Source organism: Pinibacter aurantiacus, assembly GCF_019130065.1.
Taxonomy (GTDB): Bacteria; Bacteroidota; Bacteroidia; order Chitinophagales; family Chitinophagaceae; genus Pinibacter; species Pinibacter aurantiacus.
In genome coordinates this window covers 35,639-61,762 of record NZ_JAHSPG010000002.1, presented here as the reverse complement: position 1 = coordinate 61,762, position 26,124 = coordinate 35,639, and the positions used below count along the sequence as shown (strand labels likewise).

24 protein-coding genes are annotated in these 26,124 nt (G+C 39.3%); 14 read left to right on the top strand and 10 right to left on the bottom strand.

Translation table 11 applies throughout. The features are described 5' to 3' along the window. Positions 1-43: 43 nt before the first annotated feature. From KTO63_RS03535 to KTO63_RS03525, 3 genes are all read right to left on the bottom strand, one after another. On the bottom strand, positions 44-556 hold the full coding sequence (locus KTO63_RS03535) for a DUF2480 family protein (protein WP_217789769.1): 513 nt from the start codon (positions 554-556) through the stop codon (positions 44-46). A gap of 99 nt (positions 557-655) precedes the next feature. Then, a complete protein-coding gene (locus KTO63_RS03530) occupies positions 656-1,030 on the bottom strand; it encodes a DUF1508 domain-containing protein (protein ID WP_217789768.1) in 375 nt (124 codons plus the stop codon). 122 nt (positions 1,031-1,152) lie between these two features. After that, positions 1,153-3,258 (bottom strand): peptidylprolyl isomerase, encoded by a 2,106-nt coding sequence (locus tag KTO63_RS03525; RefSeq protein WP_217789767.1) that lies wholly within the window; start codon positions 3,256-3,258, stop codon positions 1,153-1,155. Between the two features lie 879 nt (positions 3,259-4,137). Between KTO63_RS03525 and nadA the strand changes: the two genes are divergently transcribed. The 3 genes from nadA to KTO63_RS03510 all read left to right on the top strand — a co-directional run bounded on the left by nadA (position 4,138) and on the right by KTO63_RS03510 (position 6,762). Continuing rightward, positions 4,138-5,148, top strand: a complete 1,011-nt coding sequence (gene nadA, locus KTO63_RS03520) for a quinolinate synthase NadA (RefSeq protein ID WP_217789766.1) — start codon at positions 4,138-4,140, stop codon at positions 5,146-5,148. A 156-nt stretch (positions 5,149-5,304) separates the two neighbouring features. Further along, complete coding sequence (locus KTO63_RS03515) at positions 5,305-5,598, top strand: pepsin/retropepsin-like aspartic protease family protein (RefSeq protein ID WP_217789765.1); 294 nt, start codon at positions 5,305-5,307, stop codon at positions 5,596-5,598. A 75-nt stretch (positions 5,599-5,673) separates the two neighbouring features. After that, entirely contained in the window at positions 5,674-6,762 is a 1,089-nt protein-coding gene (locus KTO63_RS03510) for a lipase family protein (protein WP_217789764.1), read from the top strand. 139 nt (positions 6,763-6,901) lie between these two features. On the opposite strand, the gene mnmG is transcribed toward KTO63_RS03510, so the two are convergent. Together mnmG and ybeY are read right to left on the bottom strand one after the other, a co-directional pair. Further along, positions 6,902-8,770 (bottom strand): tRNA uridine-5-carboxymethylaminomethyl(34) synthesis enzyme MnmG, encoded by a 1,869-nt coding sequence (mnmG, locus tag KTO63_RS03505; protein ID WP_217789763.1) that lies wholly within the window; start codon positions 8,768-8,770, stop codon positions 6,902-6,904. A gap of 633 nt (positions 8,771-9,403) precedes the next feature. Continuing rightward, positions 9,404-9,841 carry an rRNA maturation RNase YbeY gene (gene ybeY / locus KTO63_RS03500; RefSeq protein ID WP_217789762.1) on the bottom strand — a complete coding sequence of 146 codons (438 nt, stop codon included), beginning with the start codon at positions 9,839-9,841 and terminating at the stop codon, positions 9,404-9,406. 159 nt (positions 9,842-10,000) lie between these two features. Here ybeY and KTO63_RS03495 point away from each other — a divergent pair, with 159 nt between their 5' ends. From KTO63_RS03495 to KTO63_RS03480, 4 genes are all read left to right on the top strand, one after another. Then, the gene (locus KTO63_RS03495; protein WP_232373012.1) at positions 10,001-10,267 is read left to right on the top strand and encodes a FeoA family protein; all 267 of its coding nucleotides are present in this window, start codon (positions 10,001-10,003) and stop codon (positions 10,265-10,267) included. A gap of 92 nt (positions 10,268-10,359) precedes the next feature. Then, on the top strand, positions 10,360-10,932 hold the full coding sequence (gene nadD, locus KTO63_RS03490; protein ID WP_217789761.1) for a nicotinate (nicotinamide) nucleotide adenylyltransferase: 573 nt from the start codon (positions 10,360-10,362) through the stop codon (positions 10,930-10,932). 275 nt (positions 10,933-11,207) lie between these two features. Then, positions 11,208-12,446 (top strand): chromate transporter, encoded by a 1,239-nt coding sequence (locus tag KTO63_RS03485; protein WP_217789760.1) that lies wholly within the window; start codon positions 11,208-11,210, stop codon positions 12,444-12,446. A 209-nt stretch (positions 12,447-12,655) separates the two neighbouring features. Continuing rightward, positions 12,656-12,826: a hypothetical protein gene (locus KTO63_RS03480; RefSeq protein ID WP_217789759.1), complete on the top strand. Its 171-nt coding sequence runs from the start codon at positions 12,656-12,658 to the stop codon at positions 12,824-12,826. A 218-nt stretch (positions 12,827-13,044) separates the two neighbouring features. On the opposite strand, the gene KTO63_RS03475 is transcribed toward KTO63_RS03480, so the two are convergent. Both KTO63_RS03475 and KTO63_RS03470 read right to left on the bottom strand, forming a co-directional pair. Beyond that, complete coding sequence (locus tag KTO63_RS03475; protein ID WP_217789758.1) at positions 13,045-13,644, bottom strand: porin family protein; 600 nt, start codon at positions 13,642-13,644, stop codon at positions 13,045-13,047. Positions 13,645-13,788: 144 nt separating this feature from the next. Beyond that, on the bottom strand, positions 13,789-14,451 hold the full coding sequence (locus KTO63_RS03470) for a DsbA family protein (RefSeq protein WP_217789757.1): 663 nt from the start codon (positions 14,449-14,451) through the stop codon (positions 13,789-13,791). Between the two features lie 119 nt (positions 14,452-14,570). Here KTO63_RS03470 and KTO63_RS03465 point away from each other — a divergent pair, with 119 nt between their 5' ends. Continuing rightward, entirely contained in the window at positions 14,571-17,492 is a 2,922-nt protein-coding gene (locus KTO63_RS03465) for a DEAD/DEAH box helicase (protein WP_217789756.1), read from the top strand. 177 nt (positions 17,493-17,669) lie between these two features. On the opposite strand, the gene KTO63_RS03460 is transcribed toward KTO63_RS03465, so the two are convergent. Beyond that, positions 17,670-18,455 (bottom strand): hypothetical protein, encoded by a 786-nt coding sequence (locus tag KTO63_RS03460; protein ID WP_217789755.1) that lies wholly within the window; start codon positions 18,453-18,455, stop codon positions 17,670-17,672. Positions 18,456-18,582: 127 nt separating this feature from the next. Here KTO63_RS03460 and KTO63_RS03455 point away from each other — a divergent pair, with 127 nt between their 5' ends. The 4 genes from KTO63_RS03455 to KTO63_RS03440 all read left to right on the top strand — a co-directional run bounded on the left by KTO63_RS03455 (position 18,583) and on the right by KTO63_RS03440 (position 23,744). Further along, positions 18,583-19,713 carry a hypothetical protein gene (locus KTO63_RS03455; RefSeq protein ID WP_217789754.1) on the top strand — a complete coding sequence of 377 codons (1,131 nt, stop codon included), beginning with the start codon at positions 18,583-18,585 and terminating at the stop codon, positions 19,711-19,713. 340 nt (positions 19,714-20,053) lie between these two features. Then, positions 20,054-20,794 carry a DUF2490 domain-containing protein gene (locus KTO63_RS03450; RefSeq protein WP_217789753.1) on the top strand — a complete coding sequence of 247 codons (741 nt, stop codon included), beginning with the start codon at positions 20,054-20,056 and terminating at the stop codon, positions 20,792-20,794. A 300-nt stretch (positions 20,795-21,094) separates the two neighbouring features. Further along, a complete protein-coding gene (locus tag KTO63_RS03445; protein WP_217789752.1) occupies positions 21,095-22,942 on the top strand; it encodes an amidophosphoribosyltransferase in 1,848 nt (615 codons plus the stop codon). Between the two features lie 310 nt (positions 22,943-23,252). Next, positions 23,253-23,744 (top strand): SixA phosphatase family protein, encoded by a 492-nt coding sequence (locus KTO63_RS03440; protein ID WP_217789751.1) that lies wholly within the window; start codon positions 23,253-23,255, stop codon positions 23,742-23,744. 34 nt (positions 23,745-23,778) lie between these two features. Here the strand turns inward: KTO63_RS03440 and KTO63_RS03435 are convergent, their stop codons facing one another. After that, positions 23,779-24,843: a glycosyltransferase gene (locus tag KTO63_RS03435; protein ID WP_217789750.1), complete on the bottom strand. Its 1,065-nt coding sequence runs from the start codon at positions 24,841-24,843 to the stop codon at positions 23,779-23,781. A 69-nt stretch (positions 24,844-24,912) separates the two neighbouring features. Between KTO63_RS03435 and KTO63_RS26360 the strand changes: the two genes are divergently transcribed. Together KTO63_RS26360 and KTO63_RS03430 are read left to right on the top strand one after the other, a co-directional pair. Continuing rightward, complete coding sequence (locus KTO63_RS26360; RefSeq protein ID WP_262901950.1) at positions 24,913-25,035, top strand: hypothetical protein; 123 nt, start codon at positions 24,913-24,915, stop codon at positions 25,033-25,035. A 71-nt stretch (positions 25,036-25,106) separates the two neighbouring features. Beyond that, positions 25,107-25,358, top strand: coding sequence for a hypothetical protein (locus tag KTO63_RS03430; RefSeq protein ID WP_217789749.1), 252 nt, complete (start codon positions 25,107-25,109; stop codon positions 25,356-25,358). Between the two features lie 176 nt (positions 25,359-25,534). Here the strand turns inward: KTO63_RS03430 and KTO63_RS03425 are convergent, their stop codons facing one another. Beyond that, entirely contained in the window at positions 25,535-26,104 is a 570-nt protein-coding gene (locus KTO63_RS03425) for a DUF1543 domain-containing protein (protein WP_217789748.1), read from the bottom strand. Positions 26,105-26,124: the final 20 nt, after the last annotated feature.

Here is a 26,124-nt window from a genome sequence, read left to right as displayed (position 1 = left end):
AATTTTTTGTTGTCAGGCTGAGCTTGTCGAAGCCTTACCAACGTTATACTTTGGCTTTTTTAAAAACCGGCACGGTGCTGCAGGGTTCGCCATACATTATGCTTTTGGCAACCGGTCTAAGTAATTTTGTAATTTCCAGGTATGCGAATTCGCCGATCGGCAAATCGCCGCAGCCTTTAACCACTACACGTTTGTCGGCAAATTCCTTACTGTCTATACCATCAATATTTTTCAGGAATACAGTTTTATGTGCACCTTCTTCTGTGCCGATGAAAAAATCTTTTGCTACTGGCTGCAGATTCGAAGCGATTAACATATAGGCCCACATTGGAATGATTGCATCTGCAGAACATGTTACCGCAACATATTTATCCTGGTAAACGCTCCAGTCAAGATTTTTTAACGCCTCACGAAAATCCTTTTCTTTTAAGATCAATCCCATGAACAAATAATCCTTTAGATCAAAAACAACGATCTGTTCTTTTGGATAATACTTTTCAAGATCAATTTCAACAATGCCGCTTTCTGCCACTTTATTTACAATTACCTCACTCATGATTTGTATTGTTTTTAATAAAAAACTGTTCTATATCAAAGTTAAAATAAAAAATGCCGTCGCGGGGATGGCATTTTTCATGACTGAGTCATATCTTTTCTAACGAGATGCTTCCGCGACAGCTACGGTCCTTTGTTTTTTTAATTTTACTGTTTGATCAACCACCACTGTTTTCGGGATTTCATTTTTGAGCATTGATAAAATGTCCGATGACTCAGTTAAACTGCCGTATGATTCGCTGGTTGCCAGTGTTTGGCCGTTGGCAGACTTAATAACAAACGAAACAGCGCTTTCCTGATCAATCCACTGATATCTTCCAATTCCCTGAATTGCGTTTTTAAGAGATTCAATCCCTTTTTTGCAGGCGATTTTGCAACAGTAAAACTTGCTTGTCAACAAGGTTTCCTGGTTGGAACATTCTACAGTGAAATAGTATTTTTTTTGTCTTGTGCGGGAAATAATAAATCTGACCATTGCAATTAATTTTAATTGAATTTGGTCATGGTTTACTGGCAATAAAGTTATTGGTTTAGTGTTATAAAAATAAAAACCCCCGAAAATTTTCGGGGGTTTTTTATAATCAGGTTGTTTCTTTATTAGAAGAATTTAGCGCGATTGTCTTTAATTGTAGCCGCTTTTCTCAATACCTGGATAGATCTGTAAGCAGATTCGCTTTTTGCTCTTTGTATCAAAGCTTGTCTTTGCTGATCAATGTTGATTCCAGTTGATTCTGCACTTACGTTGTTTACTTTAATTACAAATACACCACCGTTTCCGGCAATTGCGTCAGATACTTTGCCTTTCAGGCTTTGGTTGAAAGAAGCTCCGATCACTTTTTGCTCTTGTCCAACATTTGGAATGAATGGAGAAGCAAATCTGATGCTGTCTGCGTTGTAAACTTGCTGTCCAACGGCAGCCGCTGCTGTCTCAAGAGAAGATGTTTTACCTGCAAGCTTAGCTTTAATTTGCTCAGCCTTCTTTTGATTGCGTATGATAAATTCTACCTGCGGTCTTGCTTTTGCTGCAGACGCTATACCTTCTTTATTGTCTTCTGTTACAAGAACAACAACATATTTATCATCTACATCAAATGCATCAGATACATCACCAACTTTTGCTTCGTTGATCCATTTGATTAGGTTGCGGTTGCTTCCCAAGCCTTGGATACTTCCGTCCATTGGTTTAATTTCTGTAGCATTGAATTTCATGTATTTTCTTTTATCAGCGTTTGCATCAAATGCTTTTGCATTGGTGCTTTCACCGGCAAATTGGTTAGCCAGACCAGATGCAGCGTTATCAGTTTCCGTACTAGCTGAAATTGGTTTGCTCAGGTAAGCTACTTTATATGCTATTTCAAAATCTTTTTGGTTCAACACTTCTATATAGTGATAACCGAAAGAAGTTTTCACAACTTTTTTGTCGCCGGTATTTCCGTAGAAAATAGTTTCAGCAAATTCTTTTGCAAGGTTGCTAAACTGAATAGAATTGAAATCATACTCTCCACCTTTTTCTTTACTTCCCGGATCATCGCTGTATTTAGCGCAAAGATCTGCAAAGTTTGCTCCTCCTTTAATTGCAGCAGCAATACTGTCGATGCGAACTTTTGCAATGCTATCGGGAGTCGTTTGTGTGCTGATCAATATGTGACGGCATTTTACGCTGTCAGGCAGATTTCTTTTACCAATCATTTTTGCAAGTGCATAGCTGCCACCATCAAGGTAAGGACCGTACACAGCGCCATCACTCAAAGAGCGGATGGTGTCGGCATTTGGCATTTGCATTTTTGATTTCACTACATAAAGATCTACATAGTTAGTTGCAGAACCATTACGCACTAAAAATCCACTTGCATCATTTGTAGATGCAAATTCGTTTTTCAAATTTGAAATCTGGGTGAACAATGCAGCGCTATCATTACTTGTAGGAGCTGCGCTGAAAGCAACATAAGAAATGCTTTTGTTTGCTTCCTGTTTAAACTCTTCACTATGTTTACTTACGTAAGATTTGATATCATCATCACTTACTTTCACAGCACTGTCGCTGATAGATGAGTAAGGAGTAGCAACGTAGCTGATAGAAGCCAACTGACTGTTGTCAGTGTTTGTTTTTTCTAACAACCATTTTGGATAATAAGTAGTGTTGCCAATCAATGAAGCATATTTTTCACGCAATCTGTTTTGAAGCAGAGCAGGTAAATATTCGTCTTCAAAACTTTGTGCTCTTGGATCATTTTTATGTTTACGCAATTCAGCGATCGCTTGTCTCGCTGCGTTCACATCATATTCACCTTTTTCGTTGGTGAATTGTCTTCTGAAATCCTGTGGAGGATTTGCACCGAACAAAATATCATCCAGCTCTTTCGGAGTAACAGTTACACCAGCTTTGTCGATTTCATCGTCAAGCAAAGTTTCATCGATTGACTGGCTCCAAACCTGCTCCTGAATGTTTTGACGCATTTGCTCGTTCATAGGGTAACCCTGTGATTGATACTGATCTTCCGTTGCTTTTACTTTTTTCTGGAAGTCCATGTACTCAACATCGTTTCCATTAATAGAACCAATCGTTGTTTTATTACCGCTAAACATTCCACGACCACCTCTACCTACGAAGGCGTCCATTAATAAAAATCCCAACAAGCTCAGGGCAATAACACCGAATACCAGCCATGCTGCTTTATCCCTGATTGACTGAATGATTGACATACTTTAATTTATTATGTACGGTTTTAGAAAATTAGTTGGCAAAAATAGGGGAATTTAACTTATGAACAAATTGTGGAAAAAATGCCGAAAGTCACTGTAAACCTGCGTCTTAGCGTTAAAACAATTTGTCATACGAATTTTGAAAGTGATGTTTTTTTTAAGAGAACGCCCGCCTGCCTAGTCGGGCAGGCAGATTTTCATGATTGTCATGATTCGTTATGATCTTATTGTTGAGCAATAAGATATTCTCGGCTAAGCAATCTGGTTTCTTTTCACTTTGGCTAATATCGTAAATTATCGAAAACGTCAGAACATTATTTTCTGAATCGTTGCGATTTTTTATCGGAGAATTTTTTTCTATGTAATCTAATAAATCATGACAACCATGAAAATCTGCGTTCCGTCTCTCATGTCACACACATATAGGATATTCTGTATAAACCAGCATTGATCAATATTTCATCAAATATTAACATTGCGAAACATGGATGTGGAACGCTGATTCACAGGGGTTGTTAATATTGGCTTAATACAGTGGATAAACCATGTTTTTGGAATTTTGTTTTTGGGGATAGTATGCCAACAAGTTCTGAAAATTCTAATTTTGATTTTGGGGCTTGGGAAAAGTCACTAGTTATTCGACCTTCATTCACATTCATGTGGTCAAAATTCTTTTTAACTGGTTTTCAATATCCACCAAAGTGGATAAGCGGGTAGAAATAGCGACTGTACTTTCTTTTTAATTGTTAGATATTTGTGGAAAGATGTGGATAAACCCATGGAAATGATTATTCAAAGCGTTTTAAAAATCAGTTTTCCACGAATTCACATCCCTAATAGTAATAGCTTTTTTTTATAAATAATTAATATATAGTTATTATGTCAGTTATAAACATTGATTCAGCAAAACAAAACATCGAAAAAAATGGATTCCTGGATATAGAAGTTGACGCAACGCTGGATCTGTTTCATGAGATCGAAAGATTGAAAAAAGAAAAAAATGCAATTATCCTGGCACACTATTACCAGGAGCCCGATATACAGGATGTTGCAGATTATATAGGCGACAGTTTAGGACTTGCACAAGCAGCAGAAAAAACTGAGGCTGATATTATTGTTTTTGCTGGTGTGCATTTTATGGCGGAGACTGCAAAAATTTTAAATCCAAAGAAGAAAGTGTTGTTGCCGGATTTGAAAGCCGGTTGTTCACTTGCTGATAGTGCGCCTGCGGATGCGTTCAGAGAATTCAGAAAACAACATCCCGATCATGTGGTGATCAGTTATATCAATTGCACTGCAGAGATAAAAGCACAGAGCGATATTATTGTTACCAGCAGTAATGCTGCACTGGTTGTGAACAGTGTTCCAAAAGATCAACCGATCATTTTTGCACCGGATAAGAATCTTGGGGCTTACCTGATTAAGAAAACAGGGCGTGATATGTTGCTTTGGAACGGTGCATGTATGGTGCATGAGATATTTAGCCTGGAAAAGATCACAAAACTTAAAATAAGACATCCTAAAGCAAAAGTTCTGGCACACCCTGAGTGCGAGGAACCTATATTGCGCATAGCGGACTATATAGGCTCCACTACGGGCATTTTAAAGTACAGTCGGGAAGATAGTGCCAACGAGTACATAGTGGCCACAGAAACGGGTATTTTGCACCAAATGCAAAAGGACAGTCCGCACAAAACTTTTATACCGGCACCTCCAACAAATAATTGCGCTTGTAATGATTGTCCACACATGAAATTGAATACGCTGGAAAAGTTATATCTGTGCATGGAATATGAAACGCCAGAGATTTTGATGGAGGAAGAGTTAAGAAAAGCTGCAAAAAAACCTATTGATAGAATGTTAGAGATTAGCAGAGCGGGAGGACTTTAGTTAGTTGAGAATTGAAAGTTGAAAATTGAAAATGATGGTTGAAACGTTTGTTTGCAAGAACGGCAGCACTATTGGTGTGGATAAAGGCGCGGAAAGGAGGATTGAAATGGTGATTGATCTGGATTTTTTTTTTCTGTGGTTGACATACAGTTAGCAATGTCACTCGATCTTGAATTTAGAGAAGAAAAAAGAAATATTATGCTTCAGGGAAGGCAGATAGAATGTGATGTTGCAGGGCCGGTAATAATATCATTTGGCGAGAGAACATCGTTTGAATTGATTTGTGTTGTTCAAAAACTTGAAAAGGCGATTCTCGGTAGAAGAGCACTAATGGAGATGGATCTGGTAGTAGATGAAAAATCTGGAGTGGTGAGGCGTAAAATACCTGAAACAATTTTTGTCAGAGAAAAATTAGAAAGTTTATTTAATACGAATTATTTCGTAGATTAATTTGGTATACTTTTTTTGAAACGTGTTGAACCCAATGTGGTTTAACACGTTTTATTTTTATACAAAGGAATTACTATGAAGAAGAATATTTTGCTTGGACATTGTTTTTTGTTGATCAGTTTATTTTCGTTTAGTCAACACAGTTTGAAAGCTGGATTTGACGGAAAGGAATACAGAGATGTTTTGAGAATTGCATTCGGTGTTACCGATACGTCTGCTGAGAAAATGAAAATAGAAAATCAGAGGACTTATAAAATGGTTTACAGAAGTAAATCTGGAGCACTAGACAATCGTTGGGATCTGTGGACAGATGAGGAACGTAAAATTGCTGTAATAAACATTCGAGGTACGATTAATACTAAGGAAAGTTGGCTCGCTAATTTTTATGCGGCAATGGTTCCTGCAACTGGATCCATACAGGTAAATGATAGCACAACTTTTAGTTACAAAATGGCAAAGGACTCTAACGCTGCTGTGCACGTGGGTTGGATGATAGGGCTGTCTTATTTAGGGCCGGATATTATTGCTCACATCAAAGAATATTATGCAAAAGGCTTTAAAGATTTTATTATTTGTGGCCACAGCCAGGGCGGTGTGCTTTCACTACTGATGAGAAGTTATGTTGAGTACAATGGCGGCTTACCAAAAGATATTCAGTTTAAGACGTATGCCAGTGCCGCACCAAAACCAGGCAATTTGTATTACGCTTATGATCTGGAATATTTGAGTGGATTAGACTGGACATTTCGTGTGGTGAATATTTTGGATTGGGTTCCGGAGACACCATTTTCCATTCAAACGTTAGACGACTACAGTCAACCAAATGGTTTAGCGGCGTTAAAACCTGCGATCAAAAAACAAAAATTAGTGGTTCGCTGGTACTTGAACGGAGCCTATAAGAAGTTGGACAAGTCACCAAAGAAAGCAGTGAAGTATCAGCAGAAATATCTTGGACACGGTTTGTATAAAATTGTAAAAAAGACTTTGCCTCAATTGAGAGAACCGGCGTATGCAAAGAGCAACAATTACATGGTGGCCGGTACACCCGTTATTTTAAGGCCGGATGAAAAGTACAAGGAGCTTTTTCCGTTCGATGGAAAGAACACGTTTATTAACCACATGATGAAACCTTATTTGTATTTGGCCCAGCTTTGTTACCCTTAGTTAATTGAGAGTTGAGAAGGGAGAGTTGAGAGTTCTCGATAATAGCATTTTAGGCAAAAAAAAATGGGCATCCGATTGGTGCCCATTTTTTATTACTATTTTTCTAGCGGATAACAAACTCTCAACTCTCAACTCTCCACTAACGCCCCATGTATATCATCAATATTTGGACATCGCTTGGATTTACCCCGCTTATTCTGCTGGCTTGTCCCAATGTTCTTGGTTTAATTTTCTTGAACTTTTGAAGCGCTTCGTTTGAAAGAGCTGCCACTTTATTGTAATCAAAAGTATCTGGTATAACGAGATCTTCAAGCTGGCTCATTTTCTGAACAAGCTCTTTTTCCTTCTCGATGTATACTTCATATTTGATTTGAATTTCTGCCTGCTCTAAAGTATCCCGGTCAAAAGATGATAGTAACGTGCCTAGTCTTGGTATGAATTGACACATCCCCACAAGGTCAATGTTTGGACGAAGCAATACCTGAAGCGCTTTCTGTTTTTGTAAAAGAGGTGATGAGTTTTTGCTTTGTAAGTAAGCCTCCGCCTCCGCTGGTTCCACAGAGAATTCTTTAAGGATAGACTTAATTTGCTCCACTCCTTCTTTCTTGTTTCTCACCTTTTCCATTCTTTCTTCAGACGCCAGGCCGATCTTATGGCTTAGTTCTGTTAATCTTAAGTCGGCATTGTCCTGCCTTAGTAATGTTCTGAACTCAGCGCGGCTGGTAAACATTCTGTAGGGTTCTTCAGTTCCTTTGCTAATCAGGTCGTCTACCAACACGCCAATATATGCTTCGCTTCTTTTCAGGATAAATGGATCAAGATGCTTCGCTTTTTGGTGAGCATTGATACCGGCCATAATTCCCTGGCAAGCTGCTTCCTCGTATCCTGTAGTTCCATTGATCTGTCCGGCAAAGAAAAGATTACTGATCAGTTTAGTCTCCAAAGCATGGGTGAGCTGTGTAGGTGGAAAGTAATCATACTCGATAGCATACCCCGGCCTAAACATTCTGGCATTTTCGAAACCAGGTATAGAAGTTAATGCCTTGTATTGAACATCATCAGGGAGAGATGTTGAGAAACCATTTACATATATCTCAACAGTGTTCCAACCTTCTGGTTCTACAAAGATCTGGTGTCTGTCCCTGTCAGCGAACCTGTTTATTTTATCTTCAATGCTCGGGCAATAACGAGGGCCTACTCCTTCTATTCTTCCGGCAAACATGGGGCTTCTGTCGAAACCTGTTTTTAAAAGTTCATGTGTTTCGGTAGATGTATATGTGATCCAGCAGCTTATTTGATCCTGTGCTTTTGGTTTAGGAACGTCAAGGTAAGAGAAGCCGGTTATTTCATCATCTCCCTTTTGCTCTTCCATTTTGGAGTAGTCAAGGCTTCTTCCGTCTATACGCGGAGGTGTTCCTGTCTTCAATCTATCAGCTTCAAATCCTAGTTCTACAAGTTGTTCAGTAATGCCGGTTGCTCCTTTTTCCCCTATTCTACCACCACCAAAGTTCTTTTCTCCAATATGGATGATGCCATTCAGAAATGTTCCACTTGTAACAACCACGGATTTGGAAGGAATATGATGGCCAAGGCCTGTTACTACACCACAAGCTTTATTGTCTTTTACAATAATGGAGCGAACCATATCCTGGTAAAAGTCAACATTGGGTGTTTGTTCTAGTTGTTCCCTCCATTTAGCAGCGAACAGCATACGGTCATTTTGGGTTCTTGGGCTCCACATAGCGGGGCCTTTTGACCTATTTAGCATACGGAACTGGATCATGCTTTGGTCGGTCACGATTCCAGAATATCCACCGAGGGCATCTATTTCTCTAACAATTTGTCCTTTGGCAATTCCTCCCATTGCTGGGTTACAACTCATTTGTCCTATCGTTTGCATATTCATAGTAATAAGCAGAACCTTAGAACCAAGGTTAGCTGCAGCTGCAGCTGCCTCACTACCTGCGTGTCCCGCCCCAACCACTATGACATCGTATTCTGGAAACATTTATCTTAAAAATTTAGAATGCAAAATTACAATTACCATTGTAATTGAGGGAGTTTAATTATGTTCCACGTGGAACATTGAGTCAGGGGATTGTAAAATATGATTAGATGTTATTACTTGTAGAAAGACAGGGTTTATATGTTCCACGTGGAACATGATTCTTAGTAAAAGAGGATGTTGGTTAACGCATATTAGCGGCTTGTTACTTATTGGTTATACCAAGACTTCGACAACCTTATCCTGCTACTCCGCTCATCCTGACAGGATGAGCCTGCCGAAGCCCACTCGCTTGGTTAACGACTCTGAATTGCTATTACTAGTATTTAATAATCTTACCTTATTTCAGCTTTAGGTGCAGATGAGAAAGTTTTAACGGGTGAAACATTCTAAATGTTCCACGTGGAACATAGAACTGGTCTAGTAATCCTGAATTACTGGTTGTGGTTTTGATTTTGACTATAGTTTCTTTTTGGTAATTAGGTTAATTCTTATTCCTGAAGTCTGATGAAATCTCGCTAATTCCTCTTTGGCTGTGATAATTTAATGTTCCACGTGGAACGTTAAATGAGCTTATATAGCTTATTGAATAGAAAGAAAAAAGGATGTTCCACGTGGAACATCCTTTTTTAAAAGCTATTTAAAGTAGAGCTTGAGGTATTTGTCTTCCATTTCCCTCATCTTCTCCTGCTCTTTTGCTGTTTTATCCCTGTATCCACAGAGGTGTAAAGCTCCGTGAAAGATTACCCTGTGTAATTCCCTTTTAAAAGATTGCTCCAGATTCTCCGCATTATCCTTTACCCTGTCCACACTTATGTATATATCTCCCACGGTTTTATTTGTGGCCGACAACTCGAAGGTTACTATATCTGTGTAATAGTTGTGTTGGAGGTAGTTGTTGTTTATCTCTAAAAGATACTCGTCTGAACAAAATACATAGTTCAGGCTCTCCAGTGGTTTCTTTTCCTTCTTAAACATACCGATAAGAAACTGCTTAAGTGCCGTCCTTTGTGTAAATGAAAACTGAACTTCCAGAAAATGGAAACTAATTACGGGTGTTTGTTGTTTATTCATCAATTCCAAAATTCGTAAAACATTCTTATTTATAGAAGATAGTTTTGCATAACCTTAATGCAGATTCTATTAAATAAAGGATAGCTTTGCCAAAGGATAAAAAGATAGCAATGAAATGAGCATGATAGTTATTGTTGCAGATAAAAGCGAGACTGTGATATGCGAATTTCATCTGGCCAAAACAAAATGAAAAATATGCAGATGAAAAGATTATCAGATATAAAAGTGGGTCAGCTAGTAGTAATTAAATCCTTTGAAAATAACGAGATATTTTTAAAGCTAATGGAAATGGGATGTGTGCCCGGCGAATACATTCGAATTGAGCAGGTAGCCCCTCTCGGCGATCCTATAGCAATAACCGTTTCAGGATATAACCTCAGTCTCAGACTCGATGAGGCGCAGAATATTTTTGTAGAAGAAGCTTAATCAATTTGAGAATTTGAAAATATACTAATGTGCTAATGAATGTGGTGCATCGTTCATTTTCAAATTTTCAAATCCCCAAATTTTCAAATTAAATGAACATCGGTTTATACTTCGGTTCTTTCAACCCCATTCATATAGGCCATTGCATTATCGCGAATCATGTACTTAACAATACTTCGCTTGATAATGTATGGATGGTCGTTTCTCCTCAAAATCCGTTCAAACCCTCCTCCTCCCTGCTGAATGAATATCACCGCCTTCACCTGGTAAAACTTGCTGTGGAGGGAGAAGAAAGACTAAAAGCCAGTGACATAGAATTTCATCTGCCCAAACCTTCTTATACGGTACACACGCTTGCCTATCTTAAAGAAAAATACCCTCAGCACACTTTCTCTATTATAATGGGTAGCGACAGCTTCCAGAATATTTTGAACTGGAAGAATGGCGATGTGATTGTAAAGAATCACCACATCTATGTATACACCCGCCCGGGCTATGAAGTGAACAATAATATCGGCGCAAACCTTACTGTACTCAACGCGCCTCTTTTAGAAATATCCAGCACGCAAATAAGAAAGGATATCAAAGAAGGTAGAAACGTTCGCTTTACTTTACCAGAGAATGTACGGCAGGAAATACTGCATAATGGCTATTACAAAAATTGATAATTAGCAATTAATAATTAATAGGGCGACATTTATTAAGAGATGCATCTTACTAATCATCTTATACAATGAAGGATCTTTCTTTTATTAGCGTGGTCCACCTATTAATTATTAATTACTTCTCTCCTAAATAGTCATAGAAAAAGTTCTCATTATCTTTTAGATTTGCGCTACACACTTGATAATGGTTAATTGATTAGTGGCAATGCGTTTGAGGCCGTTGTTATCTGTGGTGAAATAGGATTATCCTATTTAAACTCATACCAGAGAATTCTATGTTTCGCCATATTCCATTTTTAAAAGCAGTCTTTCTTCACAGCATAACAGCATTCGGCGGTCCGCAGGGACACTACGCCATGATGCTGAAAACTTTTGTACATGGAAGAAAAGATGTTACAGAAGAAGAGTTGATGGATTACACAGCATTTTGCCAGCTTCTTCCCGGCGCCTCTTCTACCCAGATTTTGACATTGATCGGATACAAACGCGGCGGAGTTCCGCTGGCCGTTCTCGCCCTGATCATTTGGATGTTGCCCGCCTGTTGTTTAATGGGGGCCTTCTCCTTTTTCCTGGAGTATATAGATCAGCGCACTGTAAAAACGATCTTCAAATTTATCGCGCCAATGTCTGTTGGCTTTCTAGCATTCGCCGCCCTCAAAGCATTCAGGCGTTCGGTGCACAACACAATCACCTGGGTCATCGCCGGTTTTTCAACAGTTATTTTGTTGCTTCTTTTTACGCGACCGTGGGTAATTCCCGTGCTGATTTTGGTCGGAGGTTTTGTGACTAATCTTAGTGACAAACGTATTCTTGAAAAAGAAGTGGTAACGCAAAAAATTAAGTGGTGGAACATCTGGCTATTCGCAATCATTTTTATCCTCGCAGGCTTGCTCAGTGAAACGGCCAGGAAAAATGACTGGCCCAACAGAAGACCCATTAACTTGTTTGAGAACACCTACAGGTTTGGGAGCTTTGTTTTTGGCGGAGGAAACGTATTAATCCCGATGATGTACGAGCAGTTCGTAATGCGTCCGGAGTCAAAAGCAGTGATGAAAAAAAATCCAAATGTTGTAAGAATTGATCGGGAAGATTTTTATTTAGGTGCCGGAATGATTAGGGCCATGCCTGGGCCGGTATTTTCCGTCTCTTCCTATATGGGAGGAACGGCTATGAAAGACGGAAATGTTTCCTGGCAACTATTGGGCTGTGCAATTGGGTCTGTGGCAATTTTTCTTCCCAGTGCTTTACTTGTTCTATTCTTTTTTCCCATATGGCACAACCTTAAGCGGTATGTTGTCGTCTATAGAGCCACGGAAGGAATTAATGCCGTAGTGGTAGGAATATTGTTGGCAGCCACATTCTATATGTTGAAGGATATCACGATTATAGGTTTAAAAATGGTGAGTTTTGTGAATCTTTCGGTCATTGTTGGAACAACGGTTTTGCTGCTGTATTCTAAATTACCTTCTCCGGTAATTGTGTTGTTATGTTTACTGTTGGGTTGGCTAATTTAATTGAAATGTTAAAAAGACGCTATTCACACGTAATTCACAATTTTCCGTGTTTTTTTGCGTTGCATAATACGATTCGAAGAACAGAATGGCGACAAACGATTGTTGTATTAATAAAATAAAAATATATATTATATTAAGTTTTTAATTGATTTCTACTGTAAATTCGTTTATTCTGATATCCTTCTGAATCATTAAACCAAGAATTCAAAATGAAAAACAAATCAATGTACTACGAAGTACACAAAGCAAAAATTTACAAAGACGCATACCGTCCATCTTCTAACCTTGGCAGATTTATTAAGAACATTTTTGCCATTATTATTTTTGGTAACTCCCCTATCAGCGGAGAACATCAATACCACCGCAGCAGATTGAAATAAATTCCCTAAACATTAAAGTTTTTAGCGCTTACTTCTGAAACCACAAAAAACAGTGTTTGTGCTATGGCCGCATTGTAATGATGCGGCTTTTTTATTGGAAAAACGGAGTGCAGATTCTCTTGATTTTCATGATGAGTGATGATTTTTTTCCGAAGAAGCTATTCAAAATAAAATGGCGTGGGATTTCCCACGCCATTTTATGCTTATTAAACCTTGAACTACTTTTTCTTTCCGAATTTATAAAATACGCCAAGCTGGAAAACCTTGTTATGGAGTTTATCATCAGATTCTTTTGCAATGTTTGAAAGCCCAAAAGTATAACGGGCATCAATACCCAGATTTATCTTTTTAAAGATATAACCCAATCCAATGCCACCCGAAAAATCAGTTGATTTAAAGTAATCTTTGTAAGCATGTCCGTCATTATCTGCCGGGTCGTAGTTATCCAATTTTGCGGAAGTTAAAAAACCGATTTGTGGGCCTGCTTCTACATAAAAGCCCGGTGTGAAATAGTACTGAGCCAGGATGGGAATATTGATGTAGCTAAGTGTACTATTTAAGCTTAAAGAAAATGGACCAAATTCGCCCGCTTTATAACGGCATCCCTGTGTAGAATACAACACCTCTCCCTGTAATGCGAAATTTTTGGAAAGTGCATAGTTTACAAGTCCACCAACATGACCGCCCGAAAGAGTTTTACCGTCGGAATTGCTAACATTAGATGCGTTAAAACCAACTTTAACTCCATAACTAATTTGCGATTTTGCGCCCAATGAGAAAAGTACCAAGGTGCTGCAGATGACTAAAATCCTTTTCATAATGTTAAATTTTGAGATAAGGCGCAAATGTAGAAGCACAAGAAAAGGCTGACTTTATAATTAGGATTTTTTAAAGTTGAAAAAGGTAGAATCTTAGCATTTATATTTGAATTACAGGCCAATCATGAAGATCTGCGTTTCTCTTTACGCGTCTTCGCTCTTCTCTATCTCGCTCAAAACATTGTCTATCGTGGCTTTTAGCGTTTCGTATTCAGTAAAACCTCGTGTTAGTAAATAGAACTTTCCTTCATTCACCTGCATAAAAACGGTGGGAAATCCGGTTACTTTTAATTGCTTGCACAAAGCGAATTCATAGTAAGCGCGTTCCTTATATTCTTCACCCGCCAGTTTCGTGTAAAACTCTTCTGCAGGGATATTATATTTTTCCAGCAAATGCCGGTAAGCCTCATTGTCCGTGAGATCGCGGCCCTCGTAGTGAAGTGAATATTGAAGATCTGCCGCAAACAGCACAGTATCATCAGGATAGTAATCCTTAAAAACGCACATGGCTATGGCAGCTTTTTCAGAATTTGGGTACCAGTCACTGTCATCAGGATTTTTAATATGCCAGAGGTAATCTTCTCCAAACTTAATACCGGTGCGCTCTTCCACCACTTTATAAGCATCTTTAATGTAGGAAGCCATTCTGCCAATATGATGTGTGTTTTCCACAGGGATCATATTTCCACTCAAGGTTTCAAAAAATAATTTGTCCTTATATTCTTCAAAAATTCTTTTGATTATCGGACTGAATCCATAGCACCAGCCACAATATGCATCGTAACAGTAAATAATTGTTGGAGTCATAGCACAAAAATAATGATTGAATGATTGAATTAATGAATAACCGAATTGTGGAAAACAAGGTTGCATTTACACCCTCAGTTATTCAGTTATTCAGTTACTCAATTATTATTTTTGCCTGAATGAGTGAAGAAGAAAAACAATATCCACAACGAACAGTTATTATCACCAATAACCCGAAGTCGAAGGCAAAAACAACGCCCGCCCTGCTCATCAATACAACGGCGAGGAATGAAATGGGGTTTGCAATTGAAGGGTTACTGATCAATGAATTCAACAACCAGCGTACATTACAGAAATTCCCGCTGAACAGCGACGTCGCGCTTTCTCACTTCAAAGCTTTGCCAACAGAATTTCTTCGGATCATCAAGCAACTATTTGCTTCTGCCCTCCAATACCAGAAAGAAAAATTAGCGCTCCAATATGTGCATGAAGATGGATCTGTTAGCAAAGAAGATTTTATCCAGAAAGGAATTGTTAACTACCACTTCAATATTTTCCAACAACTTAAGCCATTTGCATCTCTTGTAAAATGGTATTACCAGGGAATAGACGATGACTTGTTGACAACTACGGTTACCAAACCCGCAGCTGTTAGTAACTATTCTTGCCAGCTTAATTTTGAACTGGCCAGAACAAGCACCGGTATCCTCCGGCTTTATGCATTTGTAGATATTAACGGCAATACCTATTCACTTACTGAATTTTCACGCACTTCATTTTTATTAAGAAGCAAGTCAGAATTTTTTCTGCTGAAACCAAAAGATGCAGATGTTCTCGAGAAATTCTCCGACGGTTATCGCGATGGCTTGTTGCACGGCGAACAGAACTTTGTGAGACAAATTGTTGATAAGCTTGCCGAAAACTATCCGGTAAACAAAAACATTTTGCTCAAGAGAGAAGTTATTGACATCGAGCCACAATGCAATGTTTATTTAAGCGAATTGAACAATGCATTCCTTATGCTCAAGCCACACTGGCGATATGCAGACTTTGAAATTGAAGATGATGAGAAACTGGCCACAGAAATTTATACTACCGATGTTGTTTACGAAATAAAACGAAAGGCAGACGCAGAGAACGCTTTCAAAGAATTACTTCGGTCGCAGAATAAAAAATTCTCTCAGCAGAACAACGGTTTTTTTTACCTCTCTTTTGCCGAAGCTGAGAAGAGCCAATGGTTGGTAAAATGTTATCGAAAGCTTACTGACCAAAATATCGGCATTTTGGGAATGGAAACGCTTAAGCATTTCCGTTATAACATGAACACGCCGGAGATAAAGTTCGAGTTTAATGGAAAAGGCATTGATTGGTTTGACCTTGAAGTGGAAATTAATTTCGGCGATCAGCGCGTAACACTCGGCGATCTGCAGAAAGCAATTTTACACAAACAGCAACACATCATTTTGGGCGATGGTAGTATTGGCGCCATTCCTGAAGAATGGATCACTAAATACAGCATGCTCTTTAAGCTGGGCGAAACGACTAAAAACAAAATACGTCTCTCCAATCTCCACTGGACACTGAGCGATGAAATAGAAGGCGGTGACGAAATAAGAAAAAAGATTATCAGCACGGAGCATATACAGAAATGGGAGAGGTTGCAAACAGAAAACCAGGATGTATATGCCGTTCCGGAGAAAATAAATGCGCAACTCCGCGATTATCAAAAAGCTGGGTTCAACTGGATGTGCCTGCTCGATGAAATGCAGTGGGGTGGCTGCCTCGCAGATGATATGGGCTTGGGAAAAACGCTGCAAACTATTTCCTTCATTCAATACTTGAGTGATAAATACAAAGATGAAACACATCTCGTGGTGTGCCCCACTTCCCTTATGTATAACTGGGAACAGGAGTTGAAAAAATTTGCACCGCAGCTGGAGTATGTTATTTATCACGGTGCCGGCAGATCGATGGATGAAAAGGACTGGAAGAAGAAAAATCTAGTAATCACCAGTTACGGAACTGTGCGCAGTGATGCGGAACAGTTATCCAAATTCAAGTTCGGCTACACCATTCTTGATGAGAGCCATGTGATCAAAAACAGCGCATCGCTTGCTACCAAAGCAATGCAGCAATTGAATACCCGCAACAAACTTATCTTGAGCGGTACGCCGATTCAGAACAACACATTCGATTTGTATGCGCAAATGAATTTTGTAAATCCGGGATTGCTGGGCAACAAGGAGTTTTTCAAAACAACGTTTGCAACGCCGATAGATAAATTCGGTAATCGCGAAGCTTCGCAAAAATTGAGAAAATTGATCTTTCCATTTTTGCTGAGAAGAACGAAAGAGCAAGTAGCAAAAGATCTTCCTCCAAAAACGGAAATGATCCTATGGTGCGAAATGGGCGAAGAACAACGCAAAGAATACGACGCGGTGAAAGATTATTACCGAGAAAGTATTATGCAAAAAATAGAAACAGACGGGATGGGCTCACATTCCATCGAAATATTGTCTGGCCTTACAAAGCTGCGCCAGATCTGCAATTCCACGGCTTTGGTGAAAGACAGCAATAAAGAGATCAATGAATCTGTAAAGCTGGAAGAGTTGATGCGCGAAATAGAAGAAAACATTGGCGAAAGAAAAGCGCTCGTGTTTTCGCAATTCACCGGCATGCTGGAATTGATAAGAAAAGAGATGGACGCGAAAGGAATTTCTTATGTGTATCTTGACGGCGGTACAAAAGCAGAAACCCGCCAGGAGCTGGTAAAACAATTTCAAAGCGATGCCTCTATTAAAATATTCCTCATTAGTTTGAAAGCTGGCGGCGTTGGTTTAACGTTGACTGCGGCAGATTACGTGTATCTCGTGGATCCGTGGTGGAACCCCGCAGCAGAACAGCAAGCGATAGACAGAACGCATCGTATTGGTCAACAAAACAGCGTCTTTGCTTACAGAATGATTTGCCGTGATACTGTGGAAGAAAAAATTCTGGAACTGCAACAAAGGAAAAAAGTGATTGCCGAAGAATTAATAGCAGAAGACAGCGGGTTTATTAAAAAACTTACAACGGAGGATGTGGCGTTCTTGTTCAGCTAGAAGAGAGCACGCACCCGCCCGGCTGAAGCCGTTCGGACGGGGATGACGCTGATTAAACTGATTTGCGCTGATTTTTTCTTGAATGTAAATCGGCGATTATTTTGGATTTTCAAGGTTGTCGGAGACTAAGACCTGACAGGTTTCAAAAAACCTGTCAGGTCTGGTGCAAAAGATATTTTAAAACTTCATCTGTTTATCCTCCAGTTCTTTTTGCTTCGCTTTGTCTTCTGTGCCTTCCATAATGCTTTTAACGCTTTTTACGGTAAACTCATCTTTGTTCAGAAAAGCGTAGATCAAAAAGGTATTAACCGGTAGAATAGAACTTCTGGTTGCGCTGGTATTTCCTACCGCATATTTAGAAGTTTGAACGGAGATTGTTTGAGGTATTTCGTCGAACAAATCGTAGTCCCAAAATTTATCTACAAACAACTTGTCCTTACCAAACTTTTTCAAGCCGTGAAATGCATCTTCGAATCCAGTGGCCCCTCCGGAATAGTAAGTACCAGACTCTCGTAGCTTTGGTAATATTTTACGTATTGAACTATCAGCCTTGCTTAGTAGCCCGTTCGGAACAACTACAAATGAATCTATAAGGATAGTTGATTTTAATACAAAATCATTGAAGTCTGCAAAGTTTGCCCGGCTGTTATCTTGCGAAACATACCTTATTTCATAGGCAACAAATTCGCGGTTGTTCAAATTGAGCAAACCACCTTTATCGCTCACTGTAAATTCTTTTGCCGAGCTGTCATTTACTGAAACTTTATGAACACCTTCTGTGGTAGAATACAGTAAGGACGTATCCCTGGCAATCTTCAACGTGTCCTTTCCGTCAAATATTAGTTTGACAGCTTTTCCATAATGGGCATCAATAAGAATGTTTAGTTTTTTGTTTTCTGTAGAACAAGAAAAAAGAAAAAGAAGTGACAATGCACAAAAAAGTAATCTAGGGTTGTTTAACATATTCATAGTTTAGGATTTGGATTCTTGGAGCCAAATGTATTATTTTTATCCGATTTATCAAGACGATGTGCGTTGTTAACGCGGACGAATACCCGAAAAACTTAATCCTGTAAAAAACCCTTGAAACATGATAATTTACGGTCACAACAACTTTAACCGCCTTACGGTTAACCCTACAGAAATTGGCTTGTTCGACAATGCTTACGCCAACATTACATTTCAACTCAGACAGCGTTACGCTCACATTTTCTGGATACCCATTTTTCCTTTGGCCCAGGTTTGGATTGTTAATAAAGGAGATGGAAAACTATATGAATGTCCATATGAAATAAAGGAAAGACTTAATGAACGATTTGCAAAAAAAGGTCCTTCTGTTTTCGCATTCAGCGGGTTGTTGCTGGTTGCCATAATTGGCCTTTTGTATTATGTGTCAGATAAGGTGAGCAGCTATCAATCACAGAAGAATTATGAAGCGAAAATTGAAAAAGAAGGTCAGGACGCGTCTACCCAGGTTAATACCTTACATGCAAATGAGTTTTTGATTTTTTCGAGCAAGGCAAAGGACGAAAGCTACTTTGGCAGCGAAGGCACTTTAATGAAAGTGATAGACGTGAATGGCGACGCAATAACATTGGGAACTTATACAAAAAGAACTACGTCGATAACGAAGTCTGTAGAAGATGCAAGAGTGGGAGCCGTTAAGGCAGAAGATGAAGTAGAATCTTTAAGAGAAGAAGGCCTTGCGACAACAAAAACGTCGCCAGTTATTTCTTACATCAGCTCCGACGATGTTGATCAAAAAATAATCAAGATAGATGTCGAGTTTCGTTTTGCAGATACCATTAAAGTGGGTAAAGCAGAATTGCAAAAAGCAATTGCTTTAAAAGCGAACGACAAAGAATTCAAAGGAGTTGAATTAAAAGATTTTGCGGCTGATAAGAATTTCAAGCTCGAAAAAATAAAGGATTTAAAAGGTCCTATACTAAAAGAAAAAAGCGATGCTGCGGGAAAATCTTCCAATTATTTCGAAATTACCAACTACGGTTATGCTGCCAATGCGGATTCAATAGTGTCACAAACACCGGCTGTTCAGTGGCAACTGTCTAAAATGCATTATATGGGAACCGAGGAAACCATTGCTGTAAAAAACACAGGCAAAGGAAAAGCCATTTTATATTGCAGCGATAGCAAGAAAAACGTGTACAAATTCAATATTGATAACGAAAGTTATTCAGTGAACATCGAGCGCATGGAGTGAGCACGCTGATGACGCAGATTTGACTGATTTGCACGGATTTTTTTCTCACTGAGCAAGAACTCCGCAAAACATGGATTTCGAAAATTATTGGAGACCAAGACCTGACAGGATTCTAAAAACCTGTCAGGTCTTACACCAAATGTCATTCAACAAGATATTCAGCCAATTAGCCTCACAAACCTTCAGAAAAAAATCCGTGCAAATCAGTCCAATCAGTATCATCTGCGTGCTCCCTCCAAAAAAACTTAACCCAAAGGTAATTTTGCAATAAAAAAGTGTCAATTTTGCGGCCGGTTAAACAAGCCCTTGTCCAATTTTTTCACTTTTATAAAAAATTGTTTTGCAAAAGTCTCTATTACACGTAGTTATCATTATTGCCTTATCTGCTGCCTTGTTGCCTTTTTCTGCAATGGCTCAACCAGATAAGCTCGGCGGCTGGGATATTATAAATGCTACGATCAACCCCAATAAAAAATTCTCTTATTGGCTCGAAGCGCAGACAAGGTCTCAATACCTCACTAAAGATTTTTACTATCACGAACTGAAAGGAGGCGTTGCCTACAATTTGTCCGACAAAACGCAATTTTTCGTTGGTATGGGCGACTACAAAACCTATACATACCCGGGTAATTACGAGAAACCGGTAGCCGCAGCAGAGTTCCGTATGTGGGAACAATTCATTTTAAAAAGCCAGATCGACAGGGTTAAAATCGAGCACCGCTATCGTATCGAGCAGCGCTGGATATACGGTAATTACAAAAACCGTTTCCGCTACAGGATAAATCCTATTGTTCCACTTAATCACGCCAAGGTTATTCCTAAAACGGTCTATCTGTCCGCATTTGATGAAGTATTTTTTACCGACAAAGGCCCTTACTTTGAAAGAAACCGCTTTTTCGTAGGAGCCGGTTACCAGTTTACCGGACTGTTTGCTTTACAGTCTGGTTTTATCAGGCAGTTTGATTACAATACCACAAACGGCGGCGTAGGCAAAAACTTTATACAAACTACCCTTCTTTTTTATATCGACAAACACACTCTCAACAGAGATGTGGAAAGAAAGCCGAACACGATCGACTAAAACAATTTGAAAATTAGGGAATTTGAAAATTTGAAAATGAGTGGCTCGTCCACTCATTTTGGTTTTCAGCTGTTTGTATGATAAAGCGTTAGTCAAAGCCACAGAAAGAGATCCGTGTAAATCAGTCTAATCAGCGATATCTGCGTGCCCCAAGCCCGGCAGGCGTGTATGCTGCACCCTTCATTTTCAAATTTTCAAATCATCAAATTTTCAAATTCCCATGTCATCTGCGTGCCAAATCTTTATCTAATTGCTATCTTTTCATTCAATCGTGTTACCTTTGCGCCTTCAATTCGTAACATGAGCGATCCGATTAAGCACGAATGCGGTTTGGCATTCATTCGTTTAAGGAAACCATTTTCTTACTATCAGCAGAAGTATGGCACAGTGATGTACGGTCTCAACAAGTTGTACCTGCTCATGGAAAAACAACACAACAGAGGGCAGGACGGTGCTGGAATAGCCTCTGTAAAGTTGAACGTGGAGCCTGGTTACCCCTTCTTGCACCGTTTGCGCAGCGCAGCACCTCAAGCAATTGCAGATATCTTTCGACAGGTAGGTGAAGAAGTAAATGAGCTAGAAAAATATCAGCCCGACGTAAAAAGCCATCCGGGATTGCTAAAGGGTCACCTCAACTTCATGGGCGAATTGCTTCTCGGGCACCTCCGCTACGGCACCCAGGGAAAAAACAACGTAGAATTTTGCCACCCCTTCATAAAACGCAATACAGTTCCTGCACGAAATCTTGCACTCGCAGGAAACTTCAACCTGGTAAATACAGAAGAACTTTTTGACCTGGTAAATATCAATCCGGGGCCTTTCCAAAAACAAAGCGATCTCGCCGCCATGATGGAAGTGCTGCATCATTTCCTTGTAAAAGAAGATGAGCAAAGCCAAACGCAGCTGGATGTTGTAAATGTTTTGAAGAAAGCAGCAAGACTGTTCGACGGCGGTTACCACATCGGCGGATTGATTGGCAACGGCGACAGCTTTGTAATGCGTGATGAACACGGTATTCGCCCTTCTTATTATTATATAGATAAAGACGTGATCGTGGCTGCATCTGAAAGAGCAGCGATCCGTACTACATTCAACGTTGGCGAAAACGAAGTAAAAGAATTGATGCCGGGCCAGGCTTTAATCGTAAAAGCAAATGGCGATTACAGCATCGAGCAAATTCTGGAACCTAAAGAAAGAAAGGCTTGTAGCTTCGAACGCATCTACTTCTCCCGCGGAAATGATGAAAAGATCTACAAAGAAAGAAGCCAACTGGGCTATAACCTTAGCGACGCTGTTTTAAAAGCAATCGACTACGATCTTAAAAACACAATATTCTCTTTCATCCCTAATACAGCAGAAGTAGCCTTCTACGGTTTATTGAAAGGAATGGAAGATTATCTGAACAAAATAAAGGTAGAACGCATCCTTAGCTGGGGCAAAGACTTTGACGAAGAGAAACTATCGGAAATGGTTAATCGCAAAATTCGCGTAGAGAAAATTGCGATCAAGGATGTGAAGATGCGCACGTTCATTACCGAAGATGCAAGCCGCAACGAAATGGTGCAGCACGTATATGACATTACATACGGAACCGTTCGTAAAGGCGTAGACACCTTGGTGGTGATCGATGATTCTATCGTTCGCGGTACCACACTAAAAGAAAGCATTGTTACCATGCTTTCAAGACTGGAACCTAAAAAGATTATTATTATTTCTTCGGCTCCTCAAATACGTTACCCAGACTGCTACGGCATCGACATGAGCAAGATGGGCGACTTCATTGCCTTCCGCGCTGCTATCGAATTGTGGAAAGATAAAGGCCAGGAAAACTGCGTGGACGAAATTTACCAGCAATGTAAAGAGCTGGCAAGAACGGGCCAATTGCATTCTGAAAATATTACAAAGAAACTTTATAAGCCATTTACAGCTCAGCAGATATCTGATAAAATTGCCCAGCTGATTACTCCGGAAGGATTGAAAGTTCCCGTACACGTGATTTATCAAACGATTGAATCACTGCATAGCGCTTGTCCAACCAACACAGGTGACTGGTACTTTACAGGCGACTATCCTACAAACGGAGGAAACAAAGTGGTGAATAAAGCTTTCATTAACTATATGGAAGGCAAAAACGTTAGAGGTTATTAATATTTGCCACCGAGGCACAGAGAAACAGAGGAATCGTTTTCAAAGCGACATATTTATTTCTGTTCCTCTGTGCTTCAGTGGCAATGCTAGGCAACCCTTGATTTCGATCAAGTAAAACCTAAAAAAATGCAGGTATTTGTTAATTTGACAAAAAAAAGTCAATGTGGCAAAGTATTTGTGAATCTTTGAGCGAACTAAGCCGTTTTAAGACATTTTTCCTATGGGCGACCTAAATTCGATGAAACAGGCCTGTTTATAAAAATCCATATCTCTTTAAAAATTCATCAGCCTTACTATAATTTCATTTCTTATGAAATCATTACTGGTTATTCGGCATGCTAAAAGTAGTTGGAGTACGGCTGATTTAATTGACTTTGAACGCCCTCTTAATGAAAGAGGAAAAAAGGACGCGCCAGCAATAGCAAGCGCTCTTCTTAAGAAGAATGTGAAGATCGACACATTCATTTCCAGTCCCGCCAAAAGAGCGAAAAAAACAGCACAATATTTTTGCGAAGCATACAGCAGAGATAAAGATGAGATCATCTTCAAACCTGAGTTATACCATGCTGCTTCGGAAGTTTTTTACAGAGTGATAAAAGACCTCAGCAACAAGTCAAATACGGTTGCTATTTTCTCCCACAATCCAGGCATTACAGAATTTGTAAATACACTCACCGATACACGTATTGACGACATGCCCACCTGCGGCGTTTATGCAATACAAATGCAGGAAGATGATTGGTCGAAATTTGAAACAGCAGAAAAAACATTCTGGTTTTTTGAAGCACCGAAATTATTGTGATTGATGTTCCGTAAAGACGCATAATTATGCGTCTCTACAGACAAGGCAATGCCTTGTCTCTACCAAAATCGCGAAATACAAAATCCGCTTCCTCTAATTTTTTTAACACAGCAATTAAATCAAAATCTCTTTGCCTAACGTTTATGCACATACTATTTTCTGACAGATAATCCGCCAGGTATTCCTGTTCCGTTTGTCCCGGCGTGGGAACAAAAATGCATTTTTTGTGAAGAGGTATAAGATCCATCACAGTGCTGTATCCTGAACGGCTAATGATCGCCGATGATTCACTGATAGCGTTGTTCAAATCCACTGCTGATAAGTGATTATAAACTTTGATGTTGTCTGAAACATGTAACGTAGATGATGTGTTCGGCAAGCCCCTTACAACAATTACAGACAGGTCTGTTTGCGATAATTGGTCAACAATCATTTTTTCAAATAAACTCCTTTGCGGCTCAGGGCCGGAAATAATTACGAGCAAGTCGTTGATAATTTCCCGCTCTTCCCTTTTCATTCTTGATAAATGGCCGAGATAGTGAACAGGAATGGAAGGCATAAGATCTGGATGAGACAACTCGCCGCCGAGATTAATTTTTCCTTCATGATCCGGAACCCAACAGGCGGTGAATTTCCTTATGAAACGATAATTCATTTTTTGCAGCACCCGCTCGCTCCATTTTCCAAAAGGCGTTTTAATAAGCAACTGATGAGTAATGAAAAAAGACGGAACGCCTGTCAAATAGAACCCGTATCTGTTATCGCTGATGACGAAATCAACCCGGTTTTCAGCAGCAAATTTTTGTATCCATTTGTTTTCCCGCCGGATGGCGGTAAGAATTTTGGGTACCTGGAAAAAAACCTTGAAGATTGTTCCCCATTTTGTGCGTCCGTAGCGCAGCCTGTAACCGGGTAAATGGGTAAACTTTATATGTGGAAATTCATTTTGCAGAAGCGCTTTCTGGGCGCCCTCCGCAGCAATAATCACCTCGAAATCAGCGTTAATTAGGGAGTTTACAATGGGAACGCATCTTGTAGCATGGCCAAGTCCCCAATCGAGCGGGGCAATTAACACAACGGGTTTGGAATTTGATGGCATGTTATTTTTTACAAGATTTATTAACCATTGAAATTTATTGTTGAATTTTGTTAACTTAGAATCAAATCTATGAAGATAAAGACATTAATATTCTTTTTGCTGATCGCAGTTTCAATGGTGGCGTTTGTGGGTTGCAGTGGATCAAAAAAAGGTTGTGGTTGCGGCATTCACAAAGGCTTCGTTGGTTATTAGATAGAGACGGATGATAATCCGTCTGTTGAGACAGATAATTATCTGTCTGTACAATATTAAATTATATAGAAATGAAATCGCCGTCATCCCGTGATTTGCTTGTGTTGTTTAAAGATGATCTCTACAGTGAGCAGGAAATGCAAGCAACTATAGATCAACTTAACAAACTGCTGTATGAAGTTGAAACTGTAGAAACATTTTGTACGGTAAATGAAGTGGCAGATTTAAACAAATACAAACTGATCACCAAGCCTGTCAAACTCTCTCAAATTCTTTTCCAAAAAGAAATGAAGCCTTTTCAATTCATCATTAACAAAAACTAGAGGGACAATTAAGAATTAGGAATTAAGAATTAAGAATTCTTTCAATGTAACACGCCTCATCTGAAGTGACTTTCAGGAATAACAAAACTAATTTCAGCATTTTCAAGACAATTCTGCAAAGCAAACAATTGCAATTATTCGCACAGACGGCATTTTCAACTTTCAATTTTCAATTATCAAAGCGCACTTAACTTAAAATAACCCAACTTTATCGCATCGTTTTCTGTGCTGTCTGTCTCCGTAATTACAAGCGAGAACTTATCTTTCAAATTTGCCGGTAAAATATCCGTTATCTCATACAAGTCATCCACGTCGACACCGTATTTGTCATCAATGTGAGAATTCGCGCCTTCAAACCCGCAATGTTTATAAAAAGCAGTTTGCTTTGCCTGTTGAATGGCAACACCTTTGTCTGCCGCAACCGTCAACATTTTATAATGAAACTCATCAAACTCATTTTGTTTGTAACCGCCAAGGTTAATAAAAAATAATTTGTTCGGAGAACTTTGGGGAGCTGTATTGCCTTCATCCTTTTCCACGACTTCAATAGAAAAGCCGTCGACATTTTTTACTTCACGCCAGGCATCAACATGAATTTTGTCCTTTGCTTCCGGCCAGAAGTTTTTAATAGCAGGAATAGTGTTTTTCAATGAATCACTGATAGTGAAAAGCATATCGTGTTGCTCTGTGTGGCGACCATCGGGCTTGCAACCGAGCAATAGCATATAGAGTTTGAATGAGGACATGTGTCGAAGGTAGAAAATAA

Excerpts from the sequence above, each read along its gene's own strand:
- KTO63_RS03535 (WP_217789769.1), bottom strand. The coding sequence starts at position 556 with ATGAGTGAGGTAATTGTAAATAAAGTGGCAGAAAGCGGCATTGTTGAA.
- KTO63_RS03530 (WP_217789768.1), bottom strand. The coding sequence starts at position 1,030 with ATGGTCAGATTTATTATTTCCCGCACAAGACAAAAAAAATACTATTTC.
- KTO63_RS03525 (WP_217789767.1), bottom strand. The coding sequence starts at position 3,258 with ATGTCAATCATTCAGTCAATCAGGGATAAAGCAGCATGGCTGGTATTC.
- nadA (WP_217789766.1), top strand. The coding sequence starts at position 4,138 with ATGTCAGTTATAAACATTGATTCAGCAAAACAAAACATCGAAAAAAAT.
- KTO63_RS03515 (WP_217789765.1), top strand. The coding sequence starts at position 5,305 with ATGTCACTCGATCTTGAATTTAGAGAAGAAAAAAGAAATATTATGCTT.
- KTO63_RS03510 (WP_217789764.1), top strand. The coding sequence starts at position 5,674 with ATGAAGAAGAATATTTTGCTTGGACATTGTTTTTTGTTGATCAGTTTA.
- mnmG (WP_217789763.1), bottom strand. The coding sequence starts at position 8,770 with ATGTTTCCAGAATACGATGTCATAGTGGTTGGGGCGGGACACGCAGGT.
- ybeY (WP_217789762.1), bottom strand. The coding sequence starts at position 9,841 with ATGAATAAACAACAAACACCCGTAATTAGTTTCCATTTTCTGGAAGTT.
- KTO63_RS03495 (WP_232373012.1), top strand. The coding sequence starts at position 10,001 with ATGCGAATTTCATCTGGCCAAAACAAAATGAAAAATATGCAGATGAAA.
- nadD (WP_217789761.1), top strand. The coding sequence starts at position 10,360 with ATGAACATCGGTTTATACTTCGGTTCTTTCAACCCCATTCATATAGGC.
- KTO63_RS03485 (WP_217789760.1), top strand. The coding sequence starts at position 11,208 with ATGTTTCGCCATATTCCATTTTTAAAAGCAGTCTTTCTTCACAGCATA.
- KTO63_RS03480 (WP_217789759.1), top strand. The coding sequence starts at position 12,656 with ATGAAAAACAAATCAATGTACTACGAAGTACACAAAGCAAAAATTTAC.
- KTO63_RS03475 (WP_217789758.1), bottom strand. The coding sequence starts at position 13,644 with ATGAAAAGGATTTTAGTCATCTGCAGCACCTTGGTACTTTTCTCATTG.
- KTO63_RS03470 (WP_217789757.1), bottom strand. The coding sequence starts at position 14,451 with ATGACTCCAACAATTATTTACTGTTACGATGCATATTGTGGCTGGTGC.
- KTO63_RS03465 (WP_217789756.1), top strand. The coding sequence starts at position 14,571 with ATGAGTGAAGAAGAAAAACAATATCCACAACGAACAGTTATTATCACC.
- KTO63_RS03460 (WP_217789755.1), bottom strand. The coding sequence starts at position 18,455 with ATGTTAAACAACCCTAGATTACTTTTTTGTGCATTGTCACTTCTTTTT.
- KTO63_RS03455 (WP_217789754.1), top strand. The coding sequence starts at position 18,583 with ATGATAATTTACGGTCACAACAACTTTAACCGCCTTACGGTTAACCCT.
- KTO63_RS03445 (WP_217789752.1), top strand. The coding sequence starts at position 21,095 with ATGAGCGATCCGATTAAGCACGAATGCGGTTTGGCATTCATTCGTTTA.
- KTO63_RS03440 (WP_217789751.1), top strand. The coding sequence starts at position 23,253 with ATGAAATCATTACTGGTTATTCGGCATGCTAAAAGTAGTTGGAGTACG.
- KTO63_RS03435 (WP_217789750.1), bottom strand. The coding sequence starts at position 24,843 with ATGCCATCAAATTCCAAACCCGTTGTGTTAATTGCCCCGCTCGATTGG.
- KTO63_RS26360 (WP_262901950.1), top strand. The coding sequence starts at position 24,913 with ATGAAGATAAAGACATTAATATTCTTTTTGCTGATCGCAGTTTCAATG.
- KTO63_RS03430 (WP_217789749.1), top strand. The coding sequence starts at position 25,107 with ATGAAATCGCCGTCATCCCGTGATTTGCTTGTGTTGTTTAAAGATGAT.
- KTO63_RS03425 (WP_217789748.1), bottom strand. The coding sequence starts at position 26,104 with ATGTCCTCATTCAAACTCTATATGCTATTGCTCGGTTGCAAGCCCGAT.